Source organism: Maribacter sp. (assembly GCF_039968975.1).
Taxonomy (GTDB): Bacteria; Bacteroidota; Bacteroidia; order Flavobacteriales; family Flavobacteriaceae; genus Maribacter.
The window spans coordinates 1-14,926 of the sequence record NZ_JBDVOT010000160.1; the positions used below are offsets into that span (position 1 = coordinate 1).

Annotated in this window: 18 protein-coding genes; 5 read left to right on the forward strand and 13 right to left on the reverse strand. The window is 33.6% G+C overall.

Annotation, left to right across the window (positions count from 1 at the left end):
* Both ABJI11_RS10920 and ABJI11_RS10925 read left to right on the forward strand, forming a co-directional pair.
* Positions 1-609, forward strand: a 609-nt coding sequence (locus ABJI11_RS10920; protein ID WP_348352054.1) for an NADP-dependent oxidoreductase, incomplete at its 5' end; no start/stop codon positions are given.
* A 42-nt stretch (positions 610-651) separates the two neighbouring features.
* Positions 652-1,329, forward strand: coding sequence for a type 1 glutamine amidotransferase domain-containing protein (locus ABJI11_RS10925; protein WP_348352056.1), 678 nt, complete (start codon positions 652-654; stop codon positions 1,327-1,329).
* 81 nt (positions 1,330-1,410) lie between these two features.
* Here ABJI11_RS10925 and ABJI11_RS10930 read toward each other — a convergent pair whose 3' ends face one another.
* The 8 genes from ABJI11_RS10930 to ABJI11_RS10965 all read right to left on the reverse strand — a co-directional run bounded on the left by ABJI11_RS10930 (position 1,411) and on the right by ABJI11_RS10965 (position 7,962).
* Complete coding sequence (locus ABJI11_RS10930) at positions 1,411-2,085, reverse strand: SCO family protein (RefSeq protein ID WP_348352058.1); 675 nt, start codon at positions 2,083-2,085, stop codon at positions 1,411-1,413.
* Positions 2,082-2,657, reverse strand: a complete 576-nt coding sequence (locus ABJI11_RS10935; RefSeq protein WP_348352060.1) for a toxin-antitoxin system YwqK family antitoxin — start codon at positions 2,655-2,657, stop codon at positions 2,082-2,084. Before ABJI11_RS10935 ends, ABJI11_RS10930 begins: the two co-directional genes overlap by 4 nt.
* Before the next feature lie 52 nt (positions 2,658-2,709).
* Positions 2,710-3,507, reverse strand: coding sequence for a YHYH protein (locus ABJI11_RS10940; protein WP_348352062.1), 798 nt, complete (start codon positions 3,505-3,507; stop codon positions 2,710-2,712).
* Positions 3,508-3,632: 125 nt separating this feature from the next.
* Positions 3,633-4,265, reverse strand: coding sequence for a hypothetical protein (locus tag ABJI11_RS10945; RefSeq protein ID WP_348352064.1), 633 nt, complete (start codon positions 4,263-4,265; stop codon positions 3,633-3,635).
* 10 nt (positions 4,266-4,275) lie between these two features.
* Entirely contained in the window at positions 4,276-5,313 is a 1,038-nt protein-coding gene (locus ABJI11_RS10950) for a YHYH protein (protein WP_348352066.1), read from the reverse strand.
* 32 nt (positions 5,314-5,345) lie between these two features.
* Positions 5,346-6,098 carry a hypothetical protein gene (locus ABJI11_RS10955; RefSeq protein ID WP_348352068.1) on the reverse strand — a complete coding sequence of 251 codons (753 nt, stop codon included), beginning with the start codon at positions 6,096-6,098 and terminating at the stop codon, positions 5,346-5,348.
* Positions 6,099-6,190: 92 nt separating this feature from the next.
* Entirely contained in the window at positions 6,191-7,651 is a 1,461-nt protein-coding gene (locus tag ABJI11_RS10960) for a CotH kinase family protein (protein ID WP_348352070.1), read from the reverse strand.
* A gap of 29 nt (positions 7,652-7,680) precedes the next feature.
* The gene (locus ABJI11_RS10965; protein WP_276492927.1) at positions 7,681-7,962 is read right to left on the reverse strand and encodes an EF-hand domain-containing protein; all 282 of its coding nucleotides are present in this window, start codon (positions 7,960-7,962) and stop codon (positions 7,681-7,683) included.
* A gap of 191 nt (positions 7,963-8,153) precedes the next feature.
* On the opposite strand from ABJI11_RS10965, the gene ABJI11_RS10970 reads away from it, so the two are divergent.
* The 3 genes from ABJI11_RS10970 (at position 8,154) to ABJI11_RS10980 (ending at position 10,610) form a co-directional block, all read left to right on the forward strand.
* Positions 8,154-9,218: a histidine kinase gene (locus ABJI11_RS10970; protein WP_348352072.1), complete on the forward strand. Its 1,065-nt coding sequence runs from the start codon at positions 8,154-8,156 to the stop codon at positions 9,216-9,218.
* Positions 9,211-9,885 (forward strand): LytTR family DNA-binding domain-containing protein, encoded by a 675-nt coding sequence (locus ABJI11_RS10975; protein WP_348352074.1) that lies wholly within the window; start codon positions 9,211-9,213, stop codon positions 9,883-9,885. Before ABJI11_RS10970 ends, ABJI11_RS10975 begins: the two co-directional genes overlap by 8 nt.
* Positions 9,886-10,052: 167 nt before the next feature.
* Positions 10,053-10,610, forward strand: a complete 558-nt coding sequence (locus ABJI11_RS10980) for a DUF4494 domain-containing protein (RefSeq protein WP_348352076.1) — start codon at positions 10,053-10,055, stop codon at positions 10,608-10,610.
* A 94-nt stretch (positions 10,611-10,704) separates the two neighbouring features.
* Here ABJI11_RS10980 and ABJI11_RS10985 read toward each other — a convergent pair whose 3' ends face one another.
* The 5 genes from ABJI11_RS10985 to ABJI11_RS11005 all read right to left on the reverse strand — a co-directional run.
* Positions 10,705-11,208: a GreA/GreB family elongation factor gene (locus ABJI11_RS10985; protein ID WP_348352078.1), complete on the reverse strand. Its 504-nt coding sequence runs from the start codon at positions 11,206-11,208 to the stop codon at positions 10,705-10,707.
* A 147-nt stretch (positions 11,209-11,355) separates the two neighbouring features.
* Positions 11,356-12,099: a LytTR family DNA-binding domain-containing protein gene (locus ABJI11_RS10990; RefSeq protein ID WP_348352080.1), complete on the reverse strand. Its 744-nt coding sequence runs from the start codon at positions 12,097-12,099 to the stop codon at positions 11,356-11,358.
* 96 nt (positions 12,100-12,195) lie between these two features.
* The gene (locus ABJI11_RS10995) at positions 12,196-13,221 is read right to left on the reverse strand and encodes a hypothetical protein (protein WP_348352082.1); all 1,026 of its coding nucleotides are present in this window, start codon (positions 13,219-13,221) and stop codon (positions 12,196-12,198) included.
* A 7-nt stretch (positions 13,222-13,228) separates the two neighbouring features.
* Positions 13,229-13,822, reverse strand: a complete 594-nt coding sequence (locus ABJI11_RS11000; RefSeq protein ID WP_348352084.1) for a YbhB/YbcL family Raf kinase inhibitor-like protein — start codon at positions 13,820-13,822, stop codon at positions 13,229-13,231.
* Positions 13,819-14,926: YHYH protein (locus ABJI11_RS11005; protein WP_348352086.1), on the reverse strand; the 1,108-nt coding region annotated here is incomplete at its 5' end. The genes ABJI11_RS11000 and ABJI11_RS11005, both read right to left, overlap by 4 nt.

The following is a 14,926-nucleotide window of genomic DNA, read 5'->3' on the forward strand; positions in this document are numbered from 1 at the left end:
ACGGCATTTTTAGGTCTTCATGAAATAGGAAAACCTAACAAAGGAGAAACCTTAGTGGTTTCTGGTGCTGCCGGTGCCGTTGGTAGCGTAGTAGGACAAATTGGTAAAATTCTAGGATTGAATGTTATCGGTATTGCCGGATCAGATGAAAAAATAGATATGTTGAAAACTGAATTCGGTTTTGATCATAGCATCAATTATAAAACTACCAAGGATATGAAATCTGCTATTGAAGCAGCGGCTCCTAATGGAGTGGATATCTACTTTGATAATGTAGGTGGACCAATATCTGATGCCGTGTTATATAACATCAATCAATTTGCCCGTATTATTATCTGTGGTGCTATTTCTGTATATAATAAGACAGAAACTCCTATGGCAGTCGCTGTTCAACCTTTCTTGGTTAAAAATAGTGCTTTAATGCAAGGGTTCATTGTTTCTAATTACGCAGAAAAATTTCCTGTAGCTATGAAACAATTGGCAACTTGGCTGGGTGAAGGTAAATTAAAGTATAAAGAAACTGTAGTTGAAGGTTTTGACAATACACCACAGGCATTCTTAGATATGATGGATGGTAAAAATAAAGGTAAAATGATAGTGAAAGTTTAGAGCATAAATATGTTGTAAATCAATAACTTAAAATAAAAAGAAATGAAAATATTATTTGTATTAACGTCTCATGATGAATTAGGAGACACAGGAAAAAAAACAGGATTTTGGATTGAAGAATTTGCGGCTCCGTATTATGCTTTATTAGATAAAGGTGCTGAAATTACTGTTGCAACACCAAAAGGAGGGCAAGCACCTACTGACCCAAGTAGTGATTCTGAAGACGCACAAACAAAAGATACAAAGCGTTATAAGGAAGACAAAGATGCTCAAAACGTAATCAACAACACTAAAAAATTAGCAGATGTAAATGCCGCTGATTTTGATGCAGTTTTCTACCCAGGTGGTCACGGACCGTTATGGGATTTAGCTAATGATGCTACTTCAATTAAATTGATAGAAACATTTAATGAACAAGAAAAACCAGTTGCATTTGTTTGTCACGCTCCAGCAGCATTAAAAGGTGTTAAAGGAACTGATGGTCAACCATTAGTGAAAGGTAAGAAAGTAACCGGATTCACCAATAGTGAAGAAGCAGCTGTACAATTAACTGAGGTGGTTCCTTTCTTGGTTGAAGACATGCTACAAGAAAATGGCGGAATCTACTCTAAGAAAGAAGATTGGGCTGCATACGCTTTACAGGATGGAAATCTTATTACGGGTCAAAACCCGGCTTCATCTGAAGCTGTAGCAGAGAAATTATTAGCTGCTTTAAAGTAAAAGCATCTTATAAATAAATTAAGAAGCCCGTGAACTATTGTTTACGGGCTTTTTATGTGTCAAATATCTTATTTATTGACGTTAACTCTCCTCTAACAATGCATTTACATCGGTTATTAATTGTGCAATAGATGCTCTGTTTAATCCGTTGTAGATTCCTCTAATATGTTTGTTCTTATCAATCAATAAGAAGTTTTCTGTGTGTAGAAAGTCATTAATATCCTTTGGAATTCCTAAGTCGTTTTCTACAAAATATTCGTTTCTGCCCAGGTTATAAATCTCAGTTTTATCTCCAGTTACTAAGTGCCATTTTGAGTTTATTACTCCGTTCTTTTCAGCATAGGTTTTAAGAACCGAAACAGAATCAATGGACGGAGTTACGGAATGAGAAAGAATAGCTACTTCAGGGTTATCTAAAAATGCATCTTGTACTTTGGTCATATTATTGGTCATCTTCAAACAAATACCAGGACAGGTAGTAAAAAAGAAATCAGTAATATATATTTTATTATCAAATGATTTTTGGGTCAGCGTATCTCCTAGTTGATCAACAAGTTTAAAATCTGGAATTTTATGAAATTGCTTTTCCTCCTCAGTATTTGGTGTCAACCAATGTGGTGTAAAAGATTCATCGCTATAATAGGGTAAGTGCTCTACCCTACTGGTTTCGGTTACCTGTATATTCTCTTTTTTTATTGTCTGTTTGCAACCCGTAAAAACCAAAATGGCAACTATATAAAATAGAGTCTTTCTCATAATAATTCATTTTCTGATCTAACCACAGCTTCATCTTCTAATTGGTAACAAGAATTTGCTCTTCTTAATCCAAATATGCGTCCGTTTTTAGCTTCGTAATTTACATACAAGGTGCCATTTTGAAGCCAAGCTTTTTGTAAACCCTCTTCCCTACCGTTGACCAATTGTCTTTCTTTTGCCAATTGACCGTTTGTATACCATTTTTTCTCAATGCCATTCATGTTACCATTAACATAATTAGCCTCTTGTGCAAGTTGTCCGTTTTCCCACCAGGTTTTATAAGATCCTTCTAAACGATTGTCTTTGTAGTGATATTCTACCCGCAATGCACCGGTTGTAGAAAACCGTTGCGCAACACCTTGTCTTTTGCCATCAATGAAACCCACCTTTTCAGCCAATTGCCCATTCTCGTGTAAGGTTAATGCATAACCGTCATAAGGTGAGTTTTTATAATACCAAGTACCTTCTAATTGGTTGAGTTCTAACTCTTCCTTAAATTTTGTAACATCTTCTACAACAATAACTTCTTCTTTGTTATTAAAGGATTCAGTCGTGTTTTTACAACTGTTCATAGTAAGAAATGTAAAACAAACTATAGAAAAGATACCTGTTGTTTTCATGATTTTAAAATCCTTGGTAAGGTCCTGCAAATGCTAAGTAGGAACCAGTTGTTGAATAAACTTCGTTAATGATGTGATAGTGATATTCTTCTTCACCATCAGAATACTGTGTTGTTGATGTATGACCGCCAGAAGCATCTAAGTCTGTAGGATAATCTCCGGTAGCACTACATTTTCGTCCATATAGAAATACACCATCTAAAAGAATACCTACTAAATTGTCATCATCATCTGAAAAAGCTTTTGGTTCTAGGTGATAATGATAAACTCCAGGGCCAATATGCGCTCCTGTCCAATCTAAACTAGCTGCTGCAGCATCTAATGCTCCTCCACCTTCTTGATCATTAAAAATAGACGATCCACTAACGGCTATACCTATCGTGTCAAAATCTGTAGCCACGGTATTACCGGATAAATCAGGGGTAGCATCAACTCTAATAGTAACGGCATTGTTATTACTAGACATAATACTGGGTGTTCTGTCTACATCTGGTTCATCTCTATATAAAGAATTACCTTCTCCCCAATACACTGTCTCATGATTTGGTAAACCTGTAGTTTCAATAACAACTTCAGAACCATCTAAATAAATGGTAACAGCATCTGTATTAAAAGCAGCATACGCAGCATGAAGTTCTGTAGCAATTTCATCATCATCAGAATCGGTACTAGAATCATCTGAAGCTATATCTTCTAGTACACCATCATCAACACTATCGCTACTACAAGCAATTAAGGTGATAAAGGATAATGCCAAAACGATGGATATAGAGGGAACTCTTTTAAATATTTTTTTTCTCATAACAAGTAAGTTTAAATTTTATTTGTCGATTTTATTTGGTACAATACTAGTAATTAGTTGTTTGCAATATTTATAAAATCAGCGAATGACCATATTGTTTAAGTGAATCAATCATATAAATAAGATTAATCATCTTGAAAAGTAGACTTCGTTTTTAATTCAAGCATTTTTTTAATCAAATATCCTAACCCCATAAATGCCAATAGAAAGATTATAATCAATGAAGGTGAGATATTTGCATTCTGTTGCGCCGTTTCAACGAACTTATTGTCTTTGACCAAGAGTGCAATAGTATGGTCATTAGCTTGGTTTAAATTGAAATGATCTTTTACAAAACCTTCTTTAAAAACCATTAATACACTTTGGTTTCTACTGATATCGGTAAACACCTTATTAGAAATTACTGCAGACTCAATTGAGGCTGGTATATCTTTTATTTCAAAAATGACTTTTGTCTCATGTCCAAGTTTTACAATACCCTTACCCAAAGTTATTTGTTCACCGTTATTAAAGGAAATAAGTAAATTATTCTTGATATGTGCTAATACCATTTCTTGAAATTCTTCGGGTGTTTTATAAGGTGTATCGGCAAAATGAGTTCTAACTTCTTGTTGAAAAGCTGTTAGCGATGCGTTTATTTGTAAGACCCAAGTACTATTCTTCTGTTCTGCTAGAACTATAGTAGAAGCATCAGGGCTATGAGCAAAGCTTATAGCTGATGAACACACTATAACTATTAATAAGATATATTTTTTCATACCACTATTTTTATTCGGCGTAAGCACCGTGTAATCCATTAATGAAATTATTATTTCCTGCTTCGTCTACATGGTAATGATAACCGCGAGTGTCATCCGTGTGACCGCGTAAATCATCTAATCCTGTAGGCGCATTACCATCGGCATCCGTATATTCATAAATACCATAACCATCCATGGCGTATCCTATTAAAGCGGCATGACCGTCTTCTTGCGTAATAGTAGTACTAAAGCCCGTAGCTGCATGATAATGGTATCCTTGATGTACATTGATATGTCCGCCGGCATCATCAAAAGGAGCAAGTGTATAAGCGCCTAGAATATTATCTGTAGGTGCCGGAGCAGAAAATTCTATTCCGTTTAAAGCAACCCCACGTGTAGATGGTAAAGTGCTAACAGTACCTGGACCGCCACCTTGACCGGCAGTTGAAAAGTACACATCTGTAGATTGCGCAACGGGAGTAACAGGAATAGTAAATGTTTGTGAAAGGTTGGTAATATAAGACGGAAGACATTCTACACAGAAGTTTTCATATCCTTCACCAACATCTGGATTTGCAGCGTTAATGCAGTCATCTTCAGTATCTGTAATATAGATATCGCCATTTGCATCGTACATTAACCAATTAGAGTCATTATAAAATTCAGCCATATTTTCTACGAAAGCGCCGTCTACATCATAAACTTCCCCGCCTTCTAACCAAATACCGCCGGCTGTAGCATCATCAGAAATATTGCCAGGGCACCACGGACCCATATTGTGATCAGAAGGCAGACTATTGGTTACTATTTCATAACAATCTGTAGAAGTACCATCTGAAAGTGTACAGGGTACTGTGGTTATAGTAACCGTACCGTCACTAGTTAAAAAATACGAAGCGTCAACATTTATGGCAAAATCATCGGTAGACGTTTCTGTATCGTCATTTTCATCTATTGTTATATCTTCGTCTAGTGATGAATCATCACTACTACAACTACCAAAATTTAATGCTAAGAACGTAAAAGAAGCGAAAGCCAGAATTGAATATTTATTTTGTTGTATCATGATATTATTTTTAGATTAATAATTAAATATGATTAAGGTCTGTGTAATTCTTGATTTAATTTTGTTGCAATATTTTCCGTTTTATGCCTTAAGTTTTTAGCTATGACCAATTGATTTTTAGTTTGTATGAGCCGGTCTATAACCCCGTTTTGATATTCCCTGTTCTCCAATAAATCTGGGTAGTTAGATTGAATGCCGTAATTTTTAACACGCTGATAGCTGTAACTGTTTTTAGGTAAAATTTCTAATAATGAAATATGTTTTTCTATTAATGGCTTTAGCCTTTCTGTTATTATATTTTCTATTTTACTTTGCTGGTTATTGAAGCTATCTAATTCATTTGGGTATGCAGCAATCAATTCTTTAAGGCTATCACTTTCAATAAACTCAAACTTACTGGTGGCATTTATTGAATTAATAGCTTCATTTCTTACTATAGTTTTGTCATAGTTTAAATTAACTATCAAAGACTTTGCTTTCTGTGTAAGTTCACTGGGTTGATTCCCTAAATAGTTAATTGTATTCTGTAGCATTTGAATACTCTTTGTATAGTCTACAATTGCACTATCTAAGACAACCAAATTTGTGTCTAACTCTTGACTTAAACTTTTGTAAATCTTTACTTCTACTATTCTATTTTTTCTAATTTCATTTAGGTCGTTAATTTTCCAAGCAATTAAGAGACCTAGTACTATGAGCACAATTTCCCCAAGTGCGTAAATGAAATATGTTTTAAATTTTTCTAAGCGTAAAAGTTTATTTCTAACTTTTCTGAACAATACCATTGTTAGCAATTTTATTACAACCCCAATTAACACCGATAGTTAAAAAAAGCTTCACGATTTCTCATGAAGCTTTGGGCTAAATTCAACAAATGTTATCTGTTTAAGTAACTATTAACTGCTGCTGTTCTACTAGTAGCATGGGTATTAAGTTCGTTTATCGCATTTTGAAAATCTGCACTAGAGTTCAAGAATGTATATCCCTCATTTTCAGAGGTGGCATAAGGTTCAACTAAAGTTGAGTAAGTAGTATATAAAGCTTGAATTGTAGTTTCATTAAATGGACCTTCTATAACTTCTTGAACATAAGTGTCATATTTTGATTGATATACTTCATCATTATAGATGTATGACAACAAAGGCCATTCTGATGCATTTACATCAGAAAAATCTAACGCTACCGCACCTTGTTGTTTTCCATCTTGTAAAGCTTCATTGTTATCCCAAGGAATCCAATTTAGTTTATCAGTATCTGGGTTATTATACAAGTAATAGTTGTGAGACATTCTCCCGTAGGTATCCCAATTTTGAATGACCGTATTGGTGGCCAAATATTTTAAATACACATCTGTGTCAAGCACTGCGTCTAAATTTGATCTCCAGGTTGCGGCATCTGTAGTTCTAGATGCTTCATTAATAATATTTAAAAGACTTTCAACATCTGAAAAATCTGCTTCATCTTCATTTGTCTTTTTTACATACTCATCTTCATCATAAGTACCTGCAGCAAAAGTTGCAGCATCACCATCTGGTTTATATAAGTTACCATCGTTATCAGAAAATTGTTCATCTATTACAGTATCGTCAACTTCTTCAACCAGTGTGTAAAGTCCAAAATATATAGGACCATCACCATGATCTATGTAAAGCGTATAAAAAGCTGTATTAGAAACTGCTAACCCGGCGTTGCGGAATACATCTGCAGCAACTTTTTCACGAAGCATAGATTTATCATCGTAATTATTTTTAAGGCTTAATTTTTTAAAACCATAAAAACGTTGATTATCTATTTGTGGATAGTCATCTTCAAACTCATCAAAATCAAGTTTAAGTGAAAGTTTTAGATTCCCAGATTGCCAAGTAGATTGTAAGCTAGAATTTCCTTTAAAACGAACTCCTACCCTATACCATTCTGTACCTTCATAAAAAACTTCAACTGGCACAAAAATTGGATTTTCGTCAGTTGATGTAGCTGCGCCAGGTAATGATTGTCCAGAACTTCCAAAAGAACCGTAAAGTTCTGTCATGTTTTCAAGCATACTTTCCCAACGAGCTTCGGTAATAACAATATCAAGGCGTTTTACAACATTATCTTCGAATACCTCTTCAAAATCTGGATCGGCATCTTTACTATGTGTAGCCGTAGTCCAATCTGTCGCTTCAAAATCACTATCGTCAATCGTAGTACTTACTTCTTCTTCCTCTTCTGCAATTTCATCATCTACATCAGTATCTACAATACTATCATCATCACTGCAAGCAATGAAAGAAGTGATAAATAAGAACAATAGTATTTTTTGAACCGGTAAAACAACCTTAATATTTTTAATACTCATCTGTGCTATTTTTTAATGATTAGTGACACTTAGTTTCTTGGTCTCCCTTTTGGTTTAGGTGCATTATCAAATTCTTCTTCAGAAATGTAACCATCCTCATTGGTGTCAATTTCAGTGAAATTATCTTTTAAAGGCCCTTTCACTTCTTCTTTAGAAAGCAAACCATCTTCGTCGGCATCCATTTCCTTAATTAATTTTTCATAAGTAGGTCTTTCTCTTTTTTCCCCTTTAGACTGTGCGTTTACAGCTACGGTTCCAAAAGCGACCAACATAGCAAATAATAATCCTGTTTTTAAAGTAATACGTTTCATATGTTTTATTTTTAATGATTAATAATTCCATTACAAAGATGTAAGAAACTTGAATGCCATATGAGCGTATTAAGTGTTTGCCGTTTAGTTTTAAGTGAATGCTATATTTTGAATGGTGAATGCTTATTTATCACCGGTTTAAAGCGCTATTTACTAGATATGTTTGAGTTTTTATTCCTTTTATTTGCATCATGAACAGACATAAGAACTTTTTATTTCATGTAGCCCTTTGGCTTTTAATTTGGGCAACCGCTTGGATATTTAGTGGTAGTGATTTTCAATTTGTAACTGAAAATGTTATGGCATTGATCTGCCAAATAGTAGTTATTGCTATACTTATATACTTTACCATTCCACAATTATTATTAAAGAAGAAATATGTATCTTTTACTTTGGTTTCGATAGCTACCGTTGTGGTTGTAACACTAGTTTTAACTAATGTTGTACCAGATACCGTACTAGGTCTAGATACACAAATGACTCCCGGTCCAAGACCTGGTCGAGGTCCTAGATTTGAAGACGGAATACGTATAGCCGCCAACCGTAGACCACCTTCAAAATTTTTCATTAACCTTCTTTTAATAGCTATCGCTTCTGCAATTGCCACTTTGATAGAGTTATTTTTATTTGCTCAGAGAAAAGAAGAAGAAATAATTTTAAATAGAAACGAAGCTTTACAGACCGAATTAAAACTGTTGAAATCACAGATCAATCCACATTTTCTTTTCAATGCTTTGAACAATATATATGCATTATCTGCCATAGATTCTGGAAGAACACAAAAGAGTATTAGTTACTTGTCAGACATGCTTAGGTATGTATTGTATGAGTGTGAGCAAGAGATAGTGCCACTCTATAAAGAGATAGATTACATTGAAAATTATATTAAGCTGTTTTGTTTAAAAAGTAGTAAAACATACCCTATAACTACATCTTTTTCAATTGAAGACCAAAATGTAGAAATAGTACCTATGTTATTGATTCCTTTTTTGGAAAATGCCTTAAAGCACAGTAATATTGAAAAGATAACAGGCACTTTTATTAACTTGAAGATTACGGCTTCTTCAAATCATATAGATTTTGAAATTGAGAATAGTAAGCCAGAGGTTCAAATAGCCAAAGATGATGTTGGTGGTATTGGTATAGAGAATGTTAAAAAACGTTTGGCAATCTTGTATCCTAACCGACATAATTTAACAATAAATGAAACCACTAAAGCATTTAAAGTAAACCTAAAACTACAGTTGCATGACTAGCATAAATTGTATAGTAGTAGATGATGAAGAACTTGCTCGTTCCCTGCTGGTATCCTATATATCAAAATTAGATTTTCTACATCTAGTTGGTGAAGCGGAGAACCCGTTAGAGGCATTGCAACTTATGAAAGAGCATTCTGTAGACCTTTTGTTTTTAGACATTCAAATGCCAGAGATAAAGGGTACTGATTTTGCAAAAATGGTAAACGCAAATACCAAAATAATATTCACAACTGCCTACTCACAATATGCCCTAGAAGGTTATGAGTTAAATGCCGTAGACTACCTTTTAAAGCCAATTACTTTTGAACGCTTTGTGACTGCAGTAAATAAGGTGAAAACTAATAATACAGTAGAAAAGTCTAATTCTTTTACTATTAAATCTGGTTACGATTTACATAAAGTAAAGTTTGAAGATATACAATATATAGTTAGTGATAGTGAGTACGTTACATTTCATTTAGTTGATAAAAAAATAGTTAGTAACCAACGCTTAAAAACTTTAGAGCAAGAGTTGCCTAGCTCGTTGTTTATGAGAGTTCATAGATCTTATATCATAAATAAAAACAGTGTTACAGGGTTGAAAGGAAGAGATCTTTTGCTTTCAGATGTCATAATACCGGTGAGTGATTCTTATTATGATTTGGTAAAAGACGAGTTGTTTTGAGCACTAATTTTATCTCCAAAAACAATATTTTATTTAAGTTTTATATAAGTAACTAATTTTTAAGCATCTACAATTTTTCAATTGAGATTGTGAATATCTATTGCTTTTTTAGGTGTTGCAAACTATGACTAAGAAGTATATTTAGCACCCCAAAAAAAATGGAAAATATGAGTGCAACGTGGTACGAGTGTAAAATAAAATACAGAAAATTAGACGAAGCTTCAGGAATGTTGAAGGTAAAGACAGAACCTTTTTTGGTAGATGCTATATCTTATACAGAAGCAGAAAGTAGAATTACCGAAGAAATGTCTGCTTACTTAAGTGATACCGAAGAAATCAAAATTACCAATATTAAGGTGGCAAATTTTGCTGAAATTCATCCGTTCGAGAATTCAGACCGTTGGTTTAAATCAAAAGTTTCTTTAATTGCCTTTGATGAAGAAAGTGGTAAAGAACGTAAAACCAACATGTATTTGCTAATACAGGCAAACGATGTAAAAGAAGCCTATGACAATACCATTAGTGTCATGAAAGATACTATGGGCGAATACTCGGTACCATCTATTTCAGAATCTCCTATTATGGATGTATTCCCTTATTTCTCTGGTGAGGAAGATGATATGGAACGTGTAGAGAAATTCAATATTTTAAAAGATTCAGTACCGGTAGATAATTCTATGGATGAAAAATTAGAATTAAGTGATGTAATGTCAAGTGAAGAATAAGCACTTTTAGTTAAATAATACAAACAAAAGGGACCCAATTGGGTCCCTTTTATTTTATATACCATAAGATTACAACAATATAAATTTGTAATTATTACGAGTAAGATATAGCTACAATCTTAAATACACGTTTAACCTTACCCAAATTTAAGAAAGTAGTATCACCAACCTGTTTGGATATTAACATACGCGCAATAGGTGATAAAAATGAAATTTTACCTTTTGCTATGTTCGCTTCATCAACACCAACTATTTGAAATTGTTGAATGGTAGTAGCATTATCAATCTTTACAAGAACGGTTGCACCAAAACGAACTTCGTTCTCTGGTTGTTTACTTAAGTCTACAATTTTTGCAGTAGAAATTCGCTCGTTTAACAATTGCATTTTTGCACTGATTAAATTGTTGGCTATACGCAGTTCCTTTTCATCATTAGTTTGCAAAGATTCTTTTTCAATTGTAAGTGACTTTCTTTCGGCTAACAGATTATTATATCCTAGTGAGGTAACATAGTTTGTTACACCATTAGGTAAATCTGCCCTTGGTGGTATCATGGGTATTTCCTCTTGATCTTCTTCTTTTACAAACCCTCTGCTCATTATATATCAATTTTAATTAAAATTAATATTTCAGCTTAGGGAGCATTAATTAGATGCAAATTATAATTACCTCAATTAAGGTAATTATAGGATAACGTTCAGGTAATTTTTTAGAAATAATAATGCCTCGTACTAAACAAACTAATGTTATGTATTCAATGAGTTATTATTGATATACTCTAAAAATTGAGGTTTGTATTGTTCAGAAACGGTAATGCGTTGTTTGTTGATAATGATTTGGCTACGCTCTATTACTTCAACATATTTTAGAGATACTATAAAAGATCTATGAACGCGCATGAAATGAGATTTTGGTAGTTCTTCTTCTAAGCTCTTAAGGCTCATTAGCGTCAATATTGGTTTAGGATTATCTTTAAGCCAAATTTTAATGTAGTCTTTTAATCCTTCAAAATACATTACATCTGCAAGTTTAATGCGTAGTTGCTTGTATTCTGATTTTACAAAAAGAAACTCTTTTTCTTGAGAAGGCTCTTTAGCTTGAACAGTATTATTACTTCTAACCAATGTAAACCACTCTAACGCTTTGTTAGAAGCAGTTAAGAATTCAGCATAATCAAAAGGTTTAAGTAAATAGTCCAAAGCCTCTACTTTAAAGCCTTCTAGAGCGTATTGGTCAAATGCAGTGGTAAAAATTACTTTGGAATTTTTCGGTAGCATTTTAGAAAATTCAATTCCTGTTAAATCGGGCATTTGTATATCAAGAAAAAGAAGATCTACCTGTTCTGAATTTAAAAACTGCATAGCTTCAATGGCACTACTACATTTTTTTATCAATTTTAAATATGGTGTCTTTTCTACATAACTTTCTACCAGATTGACAGCCATGGGTTCATCGTCAACAATCATACAGGTAATTTGAGTAGCTTCCATATTGGTTTTAAAATTTATTTAAGAACAGTTCTTTAGTGTTTAACTCGTAAATATAATATGCTTTCAAGTATATAATAACTGATTTACTATTAGTAATTATTCAACAGTATACCTAACAAGTACCTCATTATCTAAAATTACATTAGTTGACCATATAAATTGCGCATCGGTAGCCATATCATCAAAAATATCGGTAAAGTTGGTATATGATGGTTTATTGTCAACACCTATAATTTCATTAGTATATTCAGTGGCATTTGGCCATTGACTATCATCAAAACTAGATGTTTGCCAATTTGCAGGAGTTTTCCAATGCAAGGCAAAGTATGTGGAACCGTCTTCAGGACCTTCTGTACTGCAATTTTCACTTAACCTTAAAGCACCGTTTTCTGTAACGCATAATAAGTCATTAATTGGTGCTGTGTAATAAGTCTGTGCTTTCCAATTTGAGTTTGTAGTAGCTATTGTCTTATTATTGGCATCTTTAAATACGCCAACCATGCCACCGTCTCCAGGATGAAAATTAGTACCCCTGTTGCTTTCTGATCCTAGGCCACTATTTTCTTCCCAATCCACTAACTTCATGGCAATAGTGAAGGGTTTATTTACTTTAAACCGAACAATGTTAGAATTAAACTGCGTAAATGGTACGTTGTCTTTACCAACAGGAACACCGTTTATATACATCTCAAAATAATTATCGGCAAATATAAACGCTGTAATTACTTCTCCGTCTGCATCAACCTCTATAATGTCTGTGCCATCTAATTCGGCTATAGCTTTATCTGCTGTGGCGTATTCAACTTTTGTACATGGATTGAATAAATCTGATGCGAAGGGAAAATTATCATCCGTAAAATGAACTATTGCTGGTACAGTCCATTCACTATCATCTAAAGCTATTGATGTTCCTATTGGTGCTTTTCTACCTCTATCACATTCATAAATGTTTTCAATTTCAACTGTTGCCAATCCTTGTGAAACTGATGCAGAACCTTTGTATTCCATAATTTCTGTCTGATGAGTCGCATTGTTTTTTGGGGTCTTATTTTCATTCTTGCAACCAATAAGTGATATGGATAGAAATGTAACTATTAGCAAAATGCTGGATATTGATTTCATAAGTTATTTATTTAGTGTCTAAAAATGTCAACGTGGTTCTGTCAATAATTTTAATTGTTGCCATTGCATTCATAAATTGATTGTAATCTACACTTAGACTATTCTTTTTTGGTAAATTGGGTGGAGTTTCCGCCAATGCATATAGTGCAATGGTATATTCATGTTTACCTTTTCCATGAGAGCATGGAGATGTATATGAAATAGCATTTCCATCTTTATTGGCACCCATGAACCAATCACCTTTAGCCGCCATTTTATATGGAATTTCAGTAACACTGGGGTCAATGTCCCACAATAATAAATAAGAATTTATTTCTTTTATATTATTTGTTTTAGGGTAATGATACATTACAATGGCTAAAGAATTTGTTCCTTCAGGTACATTTTCCCATGAAAGCGGAATAGAATTTTCCACACCGTCTATTTTGTTTTCACATTTAAATGCATCTAATAAAACACCGTTTTCCACAGCCTTACTAAACAGTTTAAAATCAGAATGTATTCTTATAAAATCATCATGATTTACTTCTGTAGTATTCGTGTTTTTACAGGAAAAAAGACAAACAAACAAAAAAGAGAATATATATACTGAATACTTCATCTTTGTCTTGGCTTATAAGTTTCTAAGGATGACGTACCATCAGGATTTATAAATTCATAGGTGTAGTTATCTTCACTATCCCATTTGTAATTTATGATATATTGTTTTGAACCTACGCTATATGTCAAAGAATACACATTTTCACTTAAAGATTTAAAGTCAATAATTTTAGCATCTCTTAAAGGTCTTAACGCGGGTCTAAGTTCTTGTGTTCTAGGCTGTGGAGAAACCTGGTTTTCGGGAGCTTTTGTTTTTGGGTCAAGCACTACTGCCCCACGCATACCTGCTATGAAATAAGGGTATTCTTCAATTGTATGGTATTCATACGAACCATCTGAGTTCATGATACCCAAATACTCGTCTAGCTCCTTAGATGTTTTCCCATAAACTGGGAAACCATCTACTGCATAAGCTACAGGGTTTCCTTCTCCTACTTGATCCTGTAAATGCAAGGGCGGTAAATGGTAATGGTAATCATCTGCGCGACCGCAATGACCGCCCCAATTATCCAATTCTCCTATAGCATTGGCGTCTTCTCCTCTATTATTCAAGGGATTGAAAATAGGTATTCCATTTACTGCTACGGCTATAGCTCCTTTTAGCAAATTGGTTTTAGTTGAAAGTGGATTCTCCGCCATTCTAGGATGTATAGGAATAGCCCAACTATTATCTCCTGTATAATTTTGCTTAATAGGAACTTGTTGTTGCCAATTAGTTATACCTACCATCATATCATGTTTGGGCAATCCATTAGAGGAAATGTAAAAGAAATTATCATCTGTATGCGTCTCCACTTGTTCAAATTTCTCGAAAAAAGTCCGCATTTCGGCAACATTGTTTTCTGGAACCTGAACTGAACTGGTATTTTTATTGTTACTTTCTTTACATGAAACAAACAAAATAAAACCTACACCAAGTATACCATAAGCAACGTATAGTATTTTCTTTCGGCTTCTTATTTTATAGATTGAATATACTAAGAAAACAATACCTAATACTAGAATCATCCAATATGTAAAAGGTGTTTGTTCATGACTGTTTTCAATAGATTTATTGCTATTAACCGAGCGTACAAAAGCACTTTTATTCTCTATATACTGCTGG